This window comes from Pseudomonas kielensis (assembly GCF_014236655.1).
GTDB lineage: Bacteria > Pseudomonadota > Gammaproteobacteria > Pseudomonadales > Pseudomonadaceae > Aquipseudomonas > Aquipseudomonas kielensis.
Genome location: NZ_JACMYG010000020.1, coordinates 70,852 through 87,739 on the forward strand (window position 1 = coordinate 70,852; position 16,888 = coordinate 87,739).

General features: G+C 61.7%; 20 protein-coding genes. 10 read left to right on the forward strand and 10 right to left on the reverse strand.

Annotated features, from left to right (window positions below):
* Nucleotides 1–21: 21 nt before the first annotated feature.
* On the reverse strand, nucleotides 22–1,095 hold the full coding sequence (locus tag H7995_RS18410) for an aminopeptidase (protein WP_185818710.1): 1,074 nt from the start codon (nucleotides 1,093–1,095) through the stop codon (nucleotides 22–24).
* 59 nt (nucleotides 1,096–1,154) lie between these two features.
* On the opposite strand from H7995_RS18410, the gene H7995_RS18415 reads away from it, so the two are divergent.
* Together H7995_RS18415 and H7995_RS18420 are read left to right on the forward strand one after the other, a co-directional pair.
* Nucleotides 1,155–1,571, forward strand: coding sequence for a PA0061/PA0062 family lipoprotein (locus tag H7995_RS18415; protein WP_185818711.1), 417 nt, complete (start codon nucleotides 1,155–1,157; stop codon nucleotides 1,569–1,571).
* 40 nt (nucleotides 1,572–1,611) lie between these two features.
* Nucleotides 1,612–2,034, forward strand: a complete 423-nt coding sequence (locus tag H7995_RS18420; protein ID WP_095165109.1) for a PA0061/PA0062 family lipoprotein — start codon at nucleotides 1,612–1,614, stop codon at nucleotides 2,032–2,034.
* A gap of 6 nt (nucleotides 2,035–2,040) precedes the next feature.
* Here the strand turns inward: H7995_RS18420 and H7995_RS18425 are convergent, their stop codons facing one another.
* Together H7995_RS18425 and H7995_RS18430 are read right to left on the reverse strand one after the other, a co-directional pair.
* Nucleotides 2,041–2,274 carry a DUF1161 domain-containing protein gene (locus H7995_RS18425; protein WP_185818712.1) on the reverse strand — a complete coding sequence of 78 codons (234 nt, stop codon included), beginning with the start codon at nucleotides 2,272–2,274 and terminating at the stop codon, nucleotides 2,041–2,043.
* A 182-nt stretch (nucleotides 2,275–2,456) separates the two neighbouring features.
* Nucleotides 2,457–2,888, reverse strand: a complete 432-nt coding sequence (locus H7995_RS18430) for an OsmC family protein (RefSeq protein ID WP_166588921.1) — start codon at nucleotides 2,886–2,888, stop codon at nucleotides 2,457–2,459.
* A 241-nt stretch (nucleotides 2,889–3,129) separates the two neighbouring features.
* Between H7995_RS18430 and H7995_RS18435 the strand changes: the two genes are divergently transcribed.
* Nucleotides 3,130–4,131, forward strand: a complete 1,002-nt coding sequence (locus H7995_RS18435; protein ID WP_185818713.1) for an LLM class flavin-dependent oxidoreductase — start codon at nucleotides 3,130–3,132, stop codon at nucleotides 4,129–4,131.
* Between the two features lie 69 nt (nucleotides 4,132–4,200).
* On the opposite strand, the gene H7995_RS18440 is transcribed toward H7995_RS18435, so the two are convergent.
* Entirely contained in the window at nucleotides 4,201–4,422 is a 222-nt protein-coding gene (locus tag H7995_RS18440; RefSeq protein ID WP_166588919.1) for a DUF1161 domain-containing protein, read from the reverse strand.
* 130 nt (nucleotides 4,423–4,552) lie between these two features.
* On the reverse strand, nucleotides 4,553–4,768 hold the full coding sequence (locus tag H7995_RS18445; RefSeq protein WP_029290270.1) for a dodecin: 216 nt from the start codon (nucleotides 4,766–4,768) through the stop codon (nucleotides 4,553–4,555).
* Nucleotides 4,769–4,921: 153 nt separating this feature from the next.
* Between H7995_RS18445 and H7995_RS18450 the strand changes: the two genes are divergently transcribed.
* Nucleotides 4,922–5,248 (forward strand): ElaB/YgaM/YqjD family protein, encoded by a 327-nt coding sequence (locus H7995_RS18450; protein ID WP_166588918.1) that lies wholly within the window; start codon nucleotides 4,922–4,924, stop codon nucleotides 5,246–5,248.
* On the opposite strand, the gene H7995_RS18455 is transcribed toward H7995_RS18450, so the two are convergent.
* On the reverse strand, nucleotides 5,245–6,138 hold the full coding sequence (locus tag H7995_RS18455) for a LysR family transcriptional regulator (protein WP_185818714.1): 894 nt from the start codon (nucleotides 6,136–6,138) through the stop codon (nucleotides 5,245–5,247). The genes H7995_RS18450 and H7995_RS18455 overlap by 4 nt on opposite strands.
* Nucleotides 6,139–6,250: 112 nt before the next feature.
* Between H7995_RS18455 and trpB the strand changes: the two genes are divergently transcribed.
* Nucleotides 6,251–7,471, forward strand: a complete 1,221-nt coding sequence (gene trpB / locus H7995_RS18460; protein ID WP_182342940.1) for a tryptophan synthase subunit beta — start codon at nucleotides 6,251–6,253, stop codon at nucleotides 7,469–7,471.
* Entirely contained in the window at nucleotides 7,471–8,283 is an 813-nt protein-coding gene (gene trpA, locus H7995_RS18465; protein WP_166588915.1) for a tryptophan synthase subunit alpha, read from the forward strand. Before trpB ends, trpA begins: the two co-directional genes overlap by 1 nt.
* 66 nt (nucleotides 8,284–8,349) lie before the next feature.
* Here the strand turns inward: trpA and H7995_RS18470 are convergent, their stop codons facing one another.
* Complete coding sequence (locus tag H7995_RS18470; RefSeq protein ID WP_166588914.1) at nucleotides 8,350–8,676, reverse strand: DOPA 4,5-dioxygenase family protein; 327 nt, start codon at nucleotides 8,674–8,676, stop codon at nucleotides 8,350–8,352.
* A gap of 40 nt (nucleotides 8,677–8,716) precedes the next feature.
* On the reverse strand, nucleotides 8,717–9,667 hold the full coding sequence (locus tag H7995_RS18475; RefSeq protein WP_166588913.1) for a choline sulfate utilization transcriptional regulator: 951 nt from the start codon (nucleotides 9,665–9,667) through the stop codon (nucleotides 8,717–8,719).
* 114 nt (nucleotides 9,668–9,781) lie between these two features.
* On the opposite strand from H7995_RS18475, the gene betC reads away from it, so the two are divergent.
* The 3 genes from betC to H7995_RS18490 all read left to right on the forward strand — a co-directional run bounded on the left by betC (nucleotide 9,782) and on the right by H7995_RS18490 (nucleotide 13,891).
* Complete coding sequence (gene betC / locus H7995_RS18480; RefSeq protein ID WP_166588912.1) at nucleotides 9,782–11,296, forward strand: choline-sulfatase; 1,515 nt, start codon at nucleotides 9,782–9,784, stop codon at nucleotides 11,294–11,296.
* A 15-nt stretch (nucleotides 11,297–11,311) separates the two neighbouring features.
* Nucleotides 11,312–12,232 (forward strand): choline ABC transporter substrate-binding protein, encoded by a 921-nt coding sequence (gene choX / locus H7995_RS18485; protein ID WP_166588911.1) that lies wholly within the window; start codon nucleotides 11,312–11,314, stop codon nucleotides 12,230–12,232.
* A gap of 90 nt (nucleotides 12,233–12,322) precedes the next feature.
* Entirely contained in the window at nucleotides 12,323–13,891 is a 1,569-nt protein-coding gene (locus H7995_RS18490) for a SulP family inorganic anion transporter (RefSeq protein ID WP_166588910.1), read from the forward strand.
* Between the two features lies 1 nt (nucleotide 13,892).
* Here H7995_RS18490 and aroE read toward each other — a convergent pair whose 3' ends face one another.
* Nucleotides 13,893–14,714: a shikimate dehydrogenase gene (gene aroE, locus H7995_RS18495; RefSeq protein WP_166588909.1), complete on the reverse strand. Its 822-nt coding sequence runs from the start codon at nucleotides 14,712–14,714 to the stop codon at nucleotides 13,893–13,895.
* A gap of 85 nt (nucleotides 14,715–14,799) precedes the next feature.
* Nucleotides 14,800–15,717, reverse strand: coding sequence for an oxygen-dependent coproporphyrinogen oxidase (gene hemF, locus H7995_RS18500; protein WP_182342938.1), 918 nt, complete (start codon nucleotides 15,715–15,717; stop codon nucleotides 14,800–14,802).
* Nucleotides 15,718–15,881: 164 nt separating this feature from the next.
* On the opposite strand from hemF, the gene H7995_RS18505 reads away from it, so the two are divergent.
* The gene (locus tag H7995_RS18505; protein WP_166588908.1) at nucleotides 15,882–16,859 is read left to right on the forward strand and encodes an NADPH:quinone reductase; all 978 of its coding nucleotides are present in this window, start codon (nucleotides 15,882–15,884) and stop codon (nucleotides 16,857–16,859) included.
* Nucleotides 16,860–16,888 lie beyond the last annotated feature (29 nt).

A 16,888-nucleotide genomic window follows, 5' to 3' on the forward strand; every position in this document is an offset into this window, starting at 1 on the left:
GCTTGCCCGCGATGGCGTCCCTCAACCAGACAACGACCTCAGCGCCGCCTTGCGTTGCTGAGCCGGTAACGCTCCCAACCGTTCGACGGCGGCGTAAAACCTCTGCCAATCCCCTGCCGACTGCTTGAACAGCTCGGCAAACGCCGGCACCCATTGCTCGTACAGGCCGAAGGGCAGCAGACGCGCGTTGTTCATGGGGGCGTAGATCCAGGCGTCGTAGCGCTTGTCGCCGGCCCATTGACTGTCACGCAGGGTCCGGTAGTCGCTGCGCAAGCGCTCGAACTCGGCGTCTTTGCGCTGGCGCATATGCTCGCTCGGCAAGGGCAGGGCGTACAGCGTCTCCAGGCGCGCGCGACAGTCCAGCAGCAACTGGGTGAATTGCTCACGCTGTCGCGCCCGGGCGTCGCTGGCCGGGGGCAAGCCGCGGGCTAAGCGCCATTGCCGAGTGCCTTGCTGCTCGACGAAGGTGGCAAACGACTCATTGAACTCAGTGTCGTCCTTCAGATAAAAACGCTGATGCGCCAGCTCATGAAAAATCAGGCTGGCCAGGCGCTCGTCGCCCCAGCCCAGCATCGAATTGAGAATCGGGTCATTGAACCAACCCAGGGTCGAATAGGCCTCCACGCCACTGATCGAGACATCCATGCCCTGCAGCCGCTGCAGCGCTGCCTCGCCCCGCGCCGCCCCCTGGCGGTAGTACCCGCGGTAGGCCACGCACCCGGCAATCGGAAAGCAATGGTTCTGCGGGCTGAGGGAAAATTCCGCAGTCACGAACACATTCCACACCACGTAAGGGCGACCTATGTCGGCGTAGAGGCGATAGCTCTGGTTGTCCGGCAGGTGCAGGTGCTGGCTGGCGAAGTCGCGGGCCTTTTGCGATTGCTCCAGGTGCGCGCGCAATGTCCGGTCGCTGGCCGGGTCGGCCAGCACCTTGCTGACCGGCTCGCGTGCCCGCAGCAACTGCCACTGACCGCTGGCCAACTGGCTGTAGTAATCGACACTGGCACAACCGTTGAGCAACAAAAACATCACAGCCGGAAACAAAACGCGCAAAACGCGATCAAGTAACCGATGGCTTGGACGCAGCCTGATCACATCGAATCATCCTTGGGGAGTCTGCCCGCAAGACTATCTCGCCTGACTGGAGCTTCGCTATGCGCGCGTTACTGCTGACTGGAGGCCTGCTGATGTTGGCCGGCTGTGCTGGATTGCCCCAACCCGACCCAACGCAAGCCTGGATCGACCTCGCCCCTCACCCTGAAGACACCGCGCTGCAAGCGCTGGAGGTGGACGACGAAGCCGCTGTGGACAAACGTTACTTCCAGGTTTCACCCGGCCGCCATGAACTGACGGTGCGTTATCAGTTCGCCGTCGATCCAACCAACATCGGCCCAGACGCTGAGCCACTGTGGCGCGACTGCCAGTTGAGCGTGAAATTCAACGACTTCAACGCCGGCCAGCGCTATCAGTTGCAGGCTGGCAACACGGGCTTGCGGCCTTGGGCCAAGCTCTACGACGAACAGCGCAAAGTGGTTGGCCAGGCGCAACCAGCGGGCTGTCAGCGCACCTGATCGGCGCTATGCTGAATGCCTGACCATCCGGAACTGAATCATGCACAGGTATTTGCTGTTCTTTGCCCTCGGCGCATTGTCTGCGTGCGCCGCCAGCCCCCTGCCGGATGTGAATCCAAACATGGCCTGGGTTGACTTCGCCATGCCAACCCCCGGCGGCAAAGTCCTGATGGCCGAGCGCCTGGACAACCAACCGCAGCGTGACGGACGTTTTTTCCAGGTCACGCCGGGGAGCCACGAACTGACGGTGCGTTTTGACTTTGAAGTATTCGGCGGCGGCATGGGCATGAACACCGATCCGCAAGAGCGGTTGTGCTACATGACCATCCCTTACGAGCATTTCGAAGCGGGCCAGCGTTACCGGCTCGAGGCCCGCTCGCTGGCCTTTACCCCCAGCGCCCGGCTGTACAACGCCCAGCGTCAGCTCGTCGCTGAAGAACGTCAGGTCAATTGCGTGCCCTGAGGCGTCTTAGCGGTCGTTCTTCTGATAGATGATTCTTTTGCTGCCGCCGTCGCAGGTGCCGACCACCATGTTCTGGTCATGCACGTCGTCGTTGCTGACAATTTCCAACGTATAGGACGACACGTTATTGGCCTGGATCTTGGCTTCGATCTCGGCCTTGAGTTCTTCGCACGGTTTAGGCGCCGCCACGGCCGATGTAGCCAGCGCACCGCAGATAACCGCCAAGGCAATACGTTTCATGGTTGAAGCTCCCTTGAAGCAGCGCGCACGGGTGTGCGCTTGGGCTGCTGTGGTTTATTCGACCACAACTTCGCGCGGGGAGTTCTGATTTGTAGGCGTTGGCTTGTTGGCGATTCTGCCAACCCGCGATGTCAGACGGGTCGCTTTCGCTGGCAAGCCAACGCCTAGCTGGGGGAGGGGACTCAACCGACGAGGGTGCCGTCCAGGGTGATTGTCGCGTTCAGCACCTTGGACACCGGGCAACCTTCCTTGGCCTTTTTGCTCAACTCGTCAAATTGCTGCTGACTCGCACCGGGGATTTTTGCCTTGAGAATCAGGTGCACGGCGGTAATCGCGAAACCACCGTCGACCTGATCCAAGGTCACTTCTGCCTGCGTATCGATGCTGTCGGCCTTGAGGCCGGCGTCGCCGAGAATCATCGAAAAGGCCATGGAGAAACAGCCCGCATGCGCCGCGCCGATCAACTCTTCAGGGTTGGTCCCCTTACCACCTTCGAAACGCGCCTTGAAGCCGTAGGGGGCGTCCCTGAGTACCCCGGTTTCCGTGGAAATCGAGCCGATGCCGGTTTTCAGATCACCTTCCCAATGTGCCGATGCTTTCTTCTTGATGCTCATGTGTGCCTCCTGAAGATCCGGCGCGAAGAGTCGCGCCTTGATGGTTTTCGGTTGCTAAGGGTTCTGAGGATAGATGCCCGGACAAAGTTCACCCCGTCGGATAAGACCGCTTATCTGGTAGGCATTTTCAGGCCAGCTATTGAAACTCGGGTATATGCCCACATTGCATAGAACAGGCTCATACATTCGGCAGGTTTTCGTTAGTGAGAAAAGCCTGCACACCCCTTGGAGACGCAGGCTGATGAAACAACTGTCCGATATCAAGTTCTCGACCCTGGACCTGGTGCCCGTGCGAGAGAACGGCAGCCCCGCCCAATCGTTGCGCAACTCGCTGGACCTGGCCCAGCACGTTGAAAAATGGGGTTACAACCGTTTCTGGGTCGCCGAACACCACAACATGGACGGCATCGCCAGCTCCGCCACCTCAGTATTGCTGGGTTACCTGGCGGGCGGAACGTCGAGCATTCGTGTCGGCTCCGGCGGGGTGATGCTGCCCAACCACGCGCCTCTGGTGATCGCCGAACAGTTCGGCACCCTGGAAAGCCTTTATCCGGGTCGGATCGACCTTGGCCTGGGCCGTGCCCCGGGTTCCGATCAACTGACCGCTCGCGCCCTGCGCCGTGAGCGGTCCGGCAGCGCCGATGATTTTCCCGAAGACGTCGCCGAACTGGTGCGCTACCTCGGCCCCCGCACACCGGACCAACGCATCATCGCCATGCCCGGCACCGGCACCAACGTCCCGGTATGGCTCCTGGGCTCCAGCCTGTTCAGCGCACAACTGGCGGGCGAACGCGGCTTGCCCTACGCCTTTGCCTCGCATTTCGCACCGCGCTACATGCACGAGGCGATTCGCGTCTATCGCAATCACTTCAAGCCATCGGCGGTCCTCGACAAGCCTTATGTGATGCTCGGCGTGCCCCTGGTCGCTGCCGACACCGATGAGCAGGCCGATTACCTGGCGACGTCGGTCTACCAGCGCATCCTCGCGCTGATGCGTGGGCAAAGCCTGGTTCAGCGCCCGGCCGTCAAGAGCATGGACGGCCTGTGGTTGCCCCATGAGAAACAAGCCGTCGGGGATTTCCTCGGGTTGGCCATGGTGGGCAGTCCGGCAAAAATTCGCGGCAAACTGGAGGTCCTGATCGAACAGACCCAGGCCGATGAACTGATCTTCACCTGCGATCTGTACGAGCACGCCGATCGCCTGCACTCCTATGAGCTGCTGGCGCAGGTGATGAAAGGCTGATCGCGCACCCCGCGCCCATAAAAAAGCCGACGCCAGAGCGTCGGCTTTTTCATTTGCAGCGAATTCAAGCTACTTCTTGTAGACGATTTCCTTGGAACCACCTTCACAGGTGCCTACGACTTTCCCGCCAGCCGCAGTGCCCTTGTCGACGATTTCCAACGAATAACCTGATACGCCCTTGGCATCGAGTTTCGCTGCAATTTCCGCTTTCAGTTCTTCACAAGGCTTGCCGGCCGCAAGGGTTGTTCCTGCGATGCTCAGCAAACCAATAGCCAGAATCAACTTCTTCATCGGTCACATTCCCTGGTCGGATCAAAAGGATTAGCGTTCAGCCCAAGGCATCAGCGCTCGAAGATAAGTAGCGCTTTGCCAGTCCCTGTGGCAATCGGCCAGCTCACAAGTTCAGAAATCTAGCCCATCTTCAGCTATTTGCAATCCGGAACCCGACCTTGAGCGTCACCTGAAAGTGCGCGGCCTTGCCGTCCTTGATGTGGCCTCGGGTTTCCGTGACCTCAAACCATTCCAGATGTTTGATGCTTTTGCTGGCCTCAGCCAAGGCATTATTGATGGCGTCCTCGATACTGGTGGGCGAGGAGCCAACCAGTTCGACTTTCTTGTACGTGTGGTGGTCAGTCATGGCGATCTCCTGGAGTGTTCATACAGCCTAGCAGTGATTTTTCGTATTTCTTCTGTGGGCTTTTCTGCTGCTAAGGTTCATATTTTCTGCACTTTCGCCAATCACCGGAGTCGGAACCAACACACGCTACTCAATCAATCCAGGAGAGCCACCATGGCCAACACCTCTTTACGTAAAGCCTCATTGCAAAGCATGGAAGCCGAAATCGAGAGTCTGCTCAAGTCGTTGGAAAGCCTGAAAAGTGATGCCTCGGACGAGTCGCTGAAAACCCTGAAGTCGCTGAAAAGCAATGCCGAGAGCGCGCTGAAACACTCGCGCAGCCTGCTCAGCGATGCCTATGCGGAAGTCAAAGTGAAAACCCGTGAGACCGGGATCGCGACCCGCGATTACGCTCAGGAACACCCCTGGACCACCGCCGGTGTTGCCGTCGGGGCCCTGGGCTTGCTGGCGGCTTACCTGCTGTGCAAACGCGGTGATTAATCAGCCTGGCGCAGCTCGTTTTTAAGCCACTGCGCCAGCTGCCGAGCGCGCCCGTCCGCGGCGCGCTTGGGCAACCACAACGCCAGTTGCGCCGGAGTTTGTGAAAAACCCCAAGGCGCAACCAGGCGACCCGCCTTCAAGTCCTCGGCCACCAATGGCTGCGGGGCAATCGCCACACCCAGCCCAGCCACGGCTGCCTCCAGCAAATAATACAAATGCTCGAAACCCTGGCCGAACTTCAAGGCCCCTGGGTCGAGCTGATTGTGCTGCGCCCAACTGGGCCAGGCTTGCGGTCGCGAGGTGGTGTGCAACAGGGGTAATTCGAGCAAGGCACTGGCCGGCGCCTCACGCAGCAACTCATACCCGGCAAAGCGGGGGCTGAGTACCGGGCCGATTCGCTCGCTGGTCAGTTCATACACCTGCATATCCGCAGGCCATGGCGGCTCGGCGAACACCAGCAAGGCATCCAGGCCCGGACGTCGCGGGTCCAGATCCCCTTCACCGGCCGAAAGGTGCAAACGCAAATCCGGCAGATCGGCATTCAGCCGCCCCAAGCGCGGAATAAACCAGCGCGCCAGCAGACTACCGGAGCAGCCCAGGACAAAAGGCGCCTCGGCTTGCCCCTGAGTGAGCTCACCGCAGACCGTGCGCAGGCGCTCGAATGCCTCAGTGCTGGCATCGCGCAGCCGTACCCCGGCATCTGTGAGTTTCAGGCCGCGTCCATCCTTGACGAACAGACTCACCCCCAAGTGCTCCTCGAGCACTTTCAACTGACGACTGACTGCGCCGTGGGTGACGTGCAATTGCTCAGCCGCCTGACTGACACTGTGCAGGCGGGCAGCGGCTTCGAAGGCGCGCAGGGCGTTGAGGGGGGGCAGGTCGTGGCTCATGGTATCTGTGAGTTTTCCTGACAGGTTGTGGCGATCTTATCGGTTTTCAGCCGTCGACGTCAGGGGTAGAGTGAACGCCATTGTCACTTCACGCACTCAACTGGAGCGCCCCATGACCCAGACTCATCTGCGCAACGGCCCTGACGCCAACGGCCTGTTTGGCGCGTTCGGCGGCCGCTACGTCGCCGAAACCCTGATGCCGTTGATCCTCGACCTGGCCCGCGAATACGAAGCGGCCAAGGAAGACCCGGCTTTCAAAAAAGAATTGGCCTACTTCCAGCGCGATTACGTCGGACGCCCAAGCCCGCTGTACTTCGCCGAACGCCTGACCGAGTTCTGTGGCGGCGCCAAGATCTACCTCAAGCGTGAAGAGCTGAACCACACCGGCGCGCACAAGATTAACAACTGCATCGGCCAGATCCTGCTGGCTCGGCGCATGGGCAAAAAACGCATCATCGCCGAAACCGGCGCCGGCATGCACGGCGTGGCCACGGCCACCGTAGCCGCGCGTTTTGGTCTGGAGTGCGTGATCTACATGGGCACCACCGACATCGAGCGCCAACAGGCCAACGTGTTTCGCATGAAGCTGCTGGGCGCCGAAGTGATCCCGGTAGTGGCCGGCACCGGCACCCTGAAAGACGCGATGAACGAAGCCCTGCGTGACTGGGTGACCAACGTCGACAACACCTTCTACCTGATCGGCACCGTGGCCGGCCCGCACCCTTATCCGGCGATGGTCCGCGACTTCCAGGCCGTGATCGGCAAGGAAACCCGTGACCAGTTGCAGGCCCAGGAAGGTCGTCTGCCTGACAGCCTGGTGGCATGCATCGGCGGTGGCTCCAACGCCATGGGCCTGTTCCATCCGTTCCTCGACGATACCAGCGTCGAGATCATCGGGGTTGAAGCAGCCGGTCATGGCATCGAAACCGGCAAGCACGCCGCCAGCCTGAACGGCGGGGTACCGGGTGTGTTGCACGGCAATCGCACCTTCCTGCTGCAGGACGACGACGGCCAGATCATTGATGCCCATTCGATTTCTGCCGGCCTCGACTATCCAGGCATTGGCCCTGAACACGCCTGGTTGCATGACATCGGACGCGCCCAGTACACCTCGGTGACCGACGATGAAGCCCTAGACGCGTTCCACAAGTGCTGCCGCCTGGAAGGGATCATTCCGGCACTGGAAAGCGCCCACGCCCTGGCCGAAGTGTTCAAGCGCGCACCGACCTTGCCGAAGGATCACCTGATGGTGGTCAACCTGTCCGGTCGTGGTGATAAGGACATGCAAACCGTAATGTTCCACATGGAACACTCTCAGCAGGAGAAACACTGATGAGCCGCCTGCAAACCCGCTTCGCCGAACTCAAAGAGCAGAACCGTGCGGCCCTGGTGACCTTTGTCACTGCGGGTGACCCGAGCTACGACACCTCCCTGGCGATCCTCAAGGGGCTACCTGCCGCCGGCGCCGATGTGATTGAGCTGGGCATGCCGTTCACCGACCCGATGGCCGATGGCCCGGCGATCCAGCTTGCCAACATCCGCGCCCTGGGCGCCAAACAGAACCTGGCAAAAACCCTGCAAATGGTTCGTGAGTTCCGGGCGGGCAACAGCGACACGCCACTGGTGCTGATGGGGTACTTCAATCCTATCCACTATTACGGTGTTCCACGCTTCATCGCGGACGCCAAGGAAGCCGGGGTGGATGGCCTGATCGTGGTCGACCTGCCACCTGAACATAACGGCGAGCTGTGCGATCCGGCCCAAGCCGCCGGCCTGGACTTTATCCGCCTGACCACCCCGACCACCGACGACGTGCGCCTGCCGACCGTGCTCAATGGCAGCTCCGGTTTCGTCTACTACGTCTCGGTGGCCGGTGTTACCGGTGCGGGTGCTGCCACCCTGGAGCACGTCGAAGAGGCGGTGACCCGTTTGCGTCGCCACACCGATCTGCCCATCAGCATCGGCTTCGGCATCCGTACGCCAGAGCAAGCGGCAGCGATTGCCCGCCTGGCAGATGGGGTGGTGGTGGGTTCGGCATTGATCGACCATATCGCCAATGCCACCACACCGGACCAGGCCATTGATGGCGTGCTGAGCCTGTGTGCCGCACTGTCTGAAGGTGTGCGCAACGCTCGCGTTGGCTAAGTCTTGACCCCGCGACAGCCAAGGGCCCGGAACCATGTTCCGGGCCCTTTTTTTGTTGCCGCCCCCTCAAAAAATCGACAGATCCAGCGGCCGGATCGCCCCCATCCAGATCGCGTGGTCGGTGTGATCGGCCAACTCATCCCCGGTCTCGGGATGCAGGAACACCACCAGGCCGTTGCGATGCAGCGCCAGCCACGGCAGCACCACGGCGATCAGTTCCGGGCCAAAGGCCAGTTGGCAGCTCCAGTCCGGATGCGGCCCCACCGGGCGTTCGTGGACTCGCCCCATTTGCAGGGGAAACAGCCGGGCAGCCTCTTCACACAGCGCCCGCGCCTGGGCAAGGGTGCTCGCGTCGAAGTAAACATGGGCGTGGTAGCCCTTGATCCGTTGCATAGTGCTCTCGTCTTGCATCATTCAGGTCCCAGTAGCAACGCTACACCGCAATGGACGGCAGGGCTAATCCCGCCAACGATTCGGCACTGCTGGCCTGTTCGCTCATCAGCCAGTCGACGAACTGCTGGATCAGCGCACTGCGGCGTTTGCGCTGGGGCAGTACCACGTAATAACCGAAGCCGGAGATCGCCGTCTCGGCAATCGGCCGCACCAATAGCCCCTGCGCCAGCAAGTCATCGACCAGGTGCCGCCAACCGATGGCCACGCCCTGACCGCCAATCGCTGCCTGAATCAACAGGGTGTAATTATCAAACCGCAGTTGCCCCGGCGTCGGTGGGGTGGCGATCCCCAGGCGACGGAACACACCGCTCCAGTCGAACCAGTGGCTGCTGTTCTCGCCCCGCAGATGCAACAGCGGCAACTCCAGCAACGTGTGGGCGGGCAAGGGGGCGAGTCGCTCCTTGAGCAGCAGCGGGCTGCACACCGGGAACACCTCCTCACTGAACAACCAGTGACTTTCACCCTGCTTGAAGCGCCCTTCGCCGAACAGCACGGCCACGTCGATGTCGCTGCGCAACATGTTGTGATTACGTTCGCTGGTCACCAGGCTGACATCCACCTGCGGGTTGGCCTCGTGAAAGCGATGCAGACGCGGCATCAGCCAGTAGGCTGCGAAGGCGAAATCGGTGGCCACCTGCAACACCTCATGCTGGTCCTGGGCACTGATCGCACTCAACCCGGCCTCGATGCTCTGCAGGCCGCTCTGCACCTGTTCGAACAGGATCGATCCGGCTTCCGTCAGCTCGATGCCCCGGTAGATGCGGTCGAACAAGCGGGTTGCCAGTTGCTCCTCCAACCGCTTGAGCTGTTGGCTGACAGCAGGTTGGGTGGTGCCCAGTTCCACGGCGGCGGCGGTAAAACTGCCATGGCGCGCCGCCGCTTCAAAGGTGCGCAACAGGTCCAGGGAGAGTTCACCAAGGGCGTCATACATAAGGTGGGCTTATCCTAGTCATTGCCGGACATGGGCTTTACCGCGAAGAGCACGGGCTACATTCTCGATCACAGCACTTTCGCATAACTGCCCACTATGGAATGCCGCTATCACATGAAGCGCAAGAACATTCTTTTCATCATGGCCGATCAAATGGCCGCGCCTCTGTTGCCGTTCTATGGCGCTTCACCGATCAAGCTGCCCAACCTGAGCCGACTGGCGGCCCAGGGCGTGGTGTTCGACGCGGCGTACTGCAACAGCCCGTTATGCGCCCCCTCACGTTTCACCCTGGTCAGTGGCCAGTTACCCAGCAGGATCGGTGCCTACGACAACGCCGCGGACTTCCCCGCCGATGTGCCGACCTACGCCCACTACCTGCGCCGCCTCGGTTATCGCACCGCGCTGTCCGGCAAGATGCACTTCTGTGGCCCGGACCAATTGCACGGCTATGAGGAACGCCTGACCAGCGACATCTACCCGGCCGACTACGGTTGGGCGGTGAACTGGGATGAACCGGACGTACGTCCAAGCTGGTATCACAACATGTCCTCAGTCCTGCAAGCCGGACCTTGCGTGCGCACCAACCAACTGGACTTCGATGAAGAGGTGGTCTTCAAGGCCCAGCAGTACCTGTTCGATCACATCCGCGAAGACGGTGACCAACCGTTTTGCCTGACCGTCTCGATGACCCACCCACACGACCCGTACACCATTCCCAAGGCATTCTGGGATCTGTATGACGAGCAGGACATCCCGCTGCCGCAGACCCCGGCGCAGGCCGAACTCGACCCACACTCCCAGCGCCTGCTCAAGGTCTACGACCTGTGGGACAAGCCACTGCCTGTGGACAAGATCCGTGATGCACGCCGCGCCTACTTCGGCGCGTGCAGCTACATCGATGCCAACGTCGGCAAACTCCTGCAGACCCTCGAAGACACGGGGCTGATCGACGACACCATCATTGTATTTTCCGGCGACCACGGCGACATGCTCGGCGAGCGCGGCCTCTGGTACAAAATGCACTGGTTCGAAATGGCCGCCCGGGTGCCACTGCTGGTCTACGCGCCAGGGCAATTCGCGGCCGGGCGGGTCAGTGCCGCCGTTTCCACCGCTGACCTGCTCCCGACCTTCGTCGCCCTGGCCGGCGGGGAGCTGCAGCCCGGCCTGCCACTGGACGGCCGCTCGCTGGTGCCCCACCTGCAGGGGCAGGGCGGCCACGATGAAGTGTTTGGCGAATACATGGCCGAAGGCACCATCAGCCCGTTGATGATGATCCGCCGGGGGCCCTACAAATTTATTTACAGTGAAGACGACCCCTGCCTGTTGTTCGATGTGCGCAACGACCCGCGCGAACAGGAAGAGCTCAGTCACTCGCCATCGCATCAAGCGGTTTTCGCCGCCTTTCTCACCGAAGCTCGCGCCAAGTGGGATATCCCGGCGATTCACCAACAGGTCCTGGCCAGCCAGCGCCGCCGGCGATTCGTCGCTGACGCCCTGAGCCTCGGCCACCTGAAGAGCTGGGACCACCAGCCCCTGGTCGACGCCAGCCAGCAGTACATGCGCAACCACATCGACCTCGATGATCTGGAGCGCAAGGCTCGTTATCCACAACCCTGCCAAAACCAATAATGTAAGGGGAAGCGCATGCAAAGGTTATCCACAGTTGTGACCGCCGGGTTGCTGGTGTTTGGCAGTGCTTCGGCCTGGGCCGAACAGGGATGCGACACCGTGAAGATGGCCGACCCCGGCTGGAGCGACATCGCCGCAACCAATGCCATCACCGGCGTGCTGCTCGATGGCATGGGGTACAAGGCCCGGATCGATACCCTGGCAGTGCCGATCATCTTTGGTGGCCTGAAGGACGGTCAGGTCGATGTCTTCCTCGGTAACTGGATGCCGGCACAGCAGGGTTTCTACGACAAGTTCGTGGCCACCGGCGAAGTCACTCAACTGGCGAAGAACCTCGACGGTACCGAGTTCACCCTGGCAGTGCCGGACTACGTCTGGGAGGCGGGCGTGCATGACTTCGCCGACCTGAACAAGTATGCCGAGCAGTTCGACAAGAAAATCTACGGCATCGGCTCCGGTGCACCGGCCAACCTCTCGCTGCAGGACATCATCAAGAAAAACGACTTCGACCTGGGTCAATGGAAGCTGGTGGAGTCCAGCGAGCAGGCGATGCTCGCGGAAGTCTCGCGCGCCGTGAAGAAGCACAAGTTCGTGACCTTCCTCGGCTGGACCCCGCACCCGATGAACGTGCAGCTGAAAATGCGCTACCTCAAGGGTGGCGAGAAATACTTCGGCGACACCGGCAGTGTCCACACCCTGACCCGCAAGGGTTATGCCCAGGCCTGCCCGAACGTCGGCAAACTGCTGAGCAACCTGAGCTTCACCCAGGACATGGAAAACAGCATCATGGCCGAGGTGGTGAACAACAAGGTCAGCAATACCGAGGCCGCCAAGGCGTGGCTCAAGGCCAACCCAGCGGTGCTGGACACGTGGCTGGCCGGAGTGAAAACGGCAGACGGCAAAGAGGCATTGCCGGCGGTCAAGGCCAAGCTGTAACACCTGGCCCCTGGGATTGTTCCTGCACACCCGTGGGAACAATCACCTTTGCCCTGATACTCTTTGGCAAAACCCCATTCGCGAGGATTCATGGCACTCCCCAGCCGCCATTCGCTCTTTCCCTTTCTCCGCTGGCTGCCGCAGCAGACCCGCGCCAGCGTCGGCCGCGATCTTGTCGTCGGGCTGAGCGGGGCGATTCTGGCGCTACCACAATCGATTGCCTACGCGCTGATTGCCGGCCTGCCGCCGGAATATGGTTTGTACGCCGCCATCATCCCGGTGCTGATCGCCTGCCTCTGGGGTTCCTCCTGGCATCTGATCTGCGGTCCTACGGCGGCCATCTCCATCGTCCTGTACGCCAGCGTCAGCCCGTTGGCGGTGCCCGGTTCCCAGGACTACGTCACCTTGATCCTGTTGCTGACCTTCCTCGCCGGCGTATTCCAATGGCTACTCGGTCTGCTGCGGTTCGGCGCCCTGGTGAACTTCGTCTCGCACTCGGTGGTGCTGGGCTTCACCCTGGGTGCCGCGGTGGTCATCGCCCTCGGGCAACTGCCGAACCTGCTGGGGCTGGACCTGCCGAGCCAGGCCACGGCACTCGACAGCCTGATGTCGCTGGTCAGCCATCTCCATGAGCTGGACAAACCTTCGCTGCTGCTGGGCCTCGGTACACTGGCGCTGGGGGTCGCGCTGAAGCTGTGCCTGCCGCGCTGGCCGAGCCTGCTGATCACCCTGGTCCTGAGCAGCCTGCTGGTCTGGCTGTGGCCTTCGTTGTTCGGCCATGTGCAGCAGGTCAGCGCGTTTGTCGGAAGACTGCCGCCGTTCAGCCCCTTGCCCCTGGATCTGGACCTGATCCTGCGCCTGCTGCCCAGTGCCGTGGCGGTCGGCATGTTGGGGCTGGTCACCAGTCTGTCGATCGCCCGTTCACTGTCGGCACGCTCGCAACAGTTGCTCGACGCCAACCAGGAAGTCCGCGCCCAGGGCTTTTCCAACATCGTCGGCAGTTTTTTCTCCGGCTCGCTGTCGGCCGGTTCCTTCACCCGCTCCGGCTTGAGCTATGAAGCCGGTGCCTGCTCACCGCTGGCGGGCGTGTTCTCGGCGCTGTGGGTGGCCGTGTTTGCGCTGGCCGGGGCGAGCCTGATCGCGCACATCCCGATCCCCGCCATGGCCGGTAGCATTCTGTTGATTTGCTGGGGCCTGGTGGACCACCGCGGTATTCGGGCGTTGTTTCGGGTCAGTCGGGCCGAGTTTGCGGTGATGGCGCTGACCTGCGTCGCCACGCTGCTGCTGGAGCTGCAAACGGCAATCTATGCCGGTGTGCTGGCCTCGCTGTTCTTCTACCTCAAACGCACCTCTCAGCCCCGCGTGCAGCAATGGCGCGAGGGCGATGAAGAGATTCTGCGGGTCGGCGGCTCGATCTTTTTCGGCGCCAGCCATTACCTGCAAGTGCGCCTGCAGCGCACCCAGGGCCGGGCAGTGGTGATCGAGGCGCAATACATCAACTTCATCGACTATTCCGGGGTGGAAATGCTCCACCAGGAAGCCCGCCGCCTGCTCAGGCAGGACCGCAGCCTGACCTTGCGTCGGGCCCGGGGGCATGTGGTCGAAGAGTTGCGCAAGCTCGAAGGCGCGGAAAAATGCCCGATCCGTTTCGAGGATTGAACTACAGCGCCAATTGCCGGCGCAGTTCAGCCAGCACTGGTGCGGTGTCCGGGCGCACCCCGCGCCACAGGAAGAAGGCTTCGGCGGCTTGTTCGGCAAGCATGCCCAGGCCATCCAGTGCCAGGGCGGCACCATGGGCGCTGGCCCAGCGGCAGAAGGATGTCGGTTCCTTGCCGTACATCATGTCGTAGCACAGGGTCTTGCCGGGTTCGATCAGGCTGCTGGCAATCGGCGGTACATCGCCTGACAGGCTGGCCGACGTCGCGTTGATGATCAGGTCCACTGGCTCGCGCAGCCAATCGAAGCCGCTGGCCGACACCGGGCCCAGATCGGCGAACAGCTCCGCCAACTGCTCGGCTTTTTCCACCGTGCGGTTGGCGATGATCACGGAGGCCGGTTGCTCGGCCAACAACGGCTCCAGCGCACCGCGCACCGCGCCACCGGCGCCGAGCAGCAGGATGCGCTTGCCGTGCAGGCTGAATCCGGCATTGACCGTGAGATCTCGAACGAGCCCGGCGCCGTCGGTGTTGTCACCCAACAGGCTGCCGTCGGCCAACTTGCTCAGGGTGTTGACCGCCCCGGCCCGTTGCGCACGGGCCGTCAGTTGGCTGGCCAGACGATAGGCCTGTTCCTTGAAGGGCACCGTGACATTAGCCCCACGCCCCTCAGCGAAAAATGCCGTGGCGCAGCCGGAAAAATCATCGAGCGGCGCCAGCAGGGTGTTGTAGTCCAACTGCTGAGCCGTCTGCTGGGCAAACAGACGATGGATCAACGGCGACTTGCTGTGGCCAATCGGGTTACCGAAAACGACGTACTGATCCATCTCACACCCTCTTGGAGCGCGCCCTGTAGGCGCTACTGTGCTCAACCACGTTAGCGTTGTTCGCCGGCCAGCCGGCGCCGACCGGTCAGGCCGAGCCCGCCAGCCAGTCGCGGTCTTGCAGGAAGTACTCCGTCAGACGCGCCTCTTCGCTACCCGGCTCGGCCTTCCAGTCGTAGGCCCAGCGCACTTGCGGTGGCAGCGACATGAGGATCGACTCGGTACGCCCGCCCGACTGCAGGCCGAACAGCGTGCCACGGTCGTAGACCAGGTTGAATTCGACGTAGCGACCACGGCGGAACTCCTGGAATTCACGCTGTTGCTCGGTGTAGGCCTGGGCCTTGCGGCGCTGCACGATCGGCAGGTATGCCTTGATGTAGGCATCGCCGATGGCGCGGATGAACGCGAAGCAGGTATCGAAATCCCACTCGTTCAGGTCATCGAAGAACAGGCCGCCAATACCGCGGGGCTCGTTGCGATGCTTGATGTGGAAGTAGCTGTCGCACCATGCCTTGTAACGGCTGTAGACATCCGGCCCGAATGGCGCGCAGGCCTGGGCGGCGACACGGTGCCAATGCACGCAGTCTTCTTCATTGCCGTAGTAGGGGGTCAGGTCGAAGCCGCCACCGAACCACCACACCGGCTCTTCACCGGGTTTTTCAGCGATGAAAAACCGCACATTGGCGTGGGACGTCGGCACATGAGGGTTGTGCGGGTGGATCACCAGCGACACACCGAGGGCTTCGAAGCCGCGTCCGGCCAACTCGGGCCGGTGCGCGCTGGCCGACGGCGGCAGGCCGCTGCCAAAGACGTGGGAAAAGTTGACGCCGCCTTTTTCGATCACCGCGCCATTTTCAATTACCCGAGTCCGTCCGCCACCGCCGGCAGGCCGGGTCCAGGCGTCTTCGACAAAGCGCGTGCCGCCGTCTTCTGTTTCCAGCGCGGCACATATGCGGTCTTGCAGGTCGAGCAGGTAGGCTTTAACGGCTTCGGTGCGGGTAGTCATGGCATCACCTTGAATCGGGCAAAGCTACGCGGCGCTCGATCAGAACGGCGGCCGACGCAAATGGGCGCGTAGCATAACACTGCACCCCGGCCTGCCACAGTTGACGAAGATCAAGCTTAGGAGTCCGATAGGCCCCTACGCAAAACCACCCAAGGAGAGTGCAGATGGCCAAACGTATCCAGTTCCGTGCCCATGGCGGCCCTGAAGTGCTTGAGTATGTGGACTATCAGCCGGCCGAGCCGGGCCCGCAGCAGGTCAGTGTGAGCAACAAGGCCATCGGCCTGAATTTCATCGACACCTATTTTCGCAGCGGCCTCTATGCGCCTCCTGCCTTGCCATCGGGCCTGGGCGCGGAGGGGGCTGGCGTGGTCCAGGCCGTCGGTAGCCAGGTCACCCGATTCAAGGTCGGCGACCGCGTGGCCTATGGCAGCGGGCCACTGGGGGCCTACAGCGATGTGCACGTATTGCCGGAAGCCAACCTGGTGCACCTGCCCGACGCTATCAGCTTCGAACAGGCCGCAGGCGTGATGCTCAAGGGCCTGACGGTGCAATACCTGTTGCGTCAGACCTATGAACTCAAGGGGGGCGAAACCATTCTGTTCCACGCCGCGGCCGGCGGCGTTGGTTCGCTGGCCTGCCAGTGGGCCAAGGCCCTGGGCGTGAAGCTGATCGGTACCGTCAGTTCGCCGGAAAAAGCTGCACTGGCCAAGGCCAACGGCGCCTGGGCGACTATCGACTACAGCCATGAGAATGTCGTTGAACGGGTCCTGGAACTGACTGATGGCAAGAAATGCCCGGTGGTCTACGACGGCGTCGGCAAAGACACCTGGCTGACCTCCCTCGACTGCACTGCGCCCCGTGGGCTGGTGGTGAGTTTCGGCAATGCGTCGGGGGCGGTGGACGGGGTGAACCTGGGGATTCTCTCGGCCAAGGGTTCGCTGTACGTCACCCGACCGACCCTGGCGACCTACGCCAACAACGCGCAAAACCTGCAGCGCATGGCCGATGAGCTGTTCGGGATGATCATCAGCGGCCAGTTGCGGGTTGATATCAGCCAGCGTTATTCACTGGCTGAAGCAGCGAAGGCACAGACCGAGTTGTCGGCCCGGCGTACCACCGGATCGACCATTCTGTTGCCCTGATAGTTATTGCGTCAGACAGAACGTCTTCG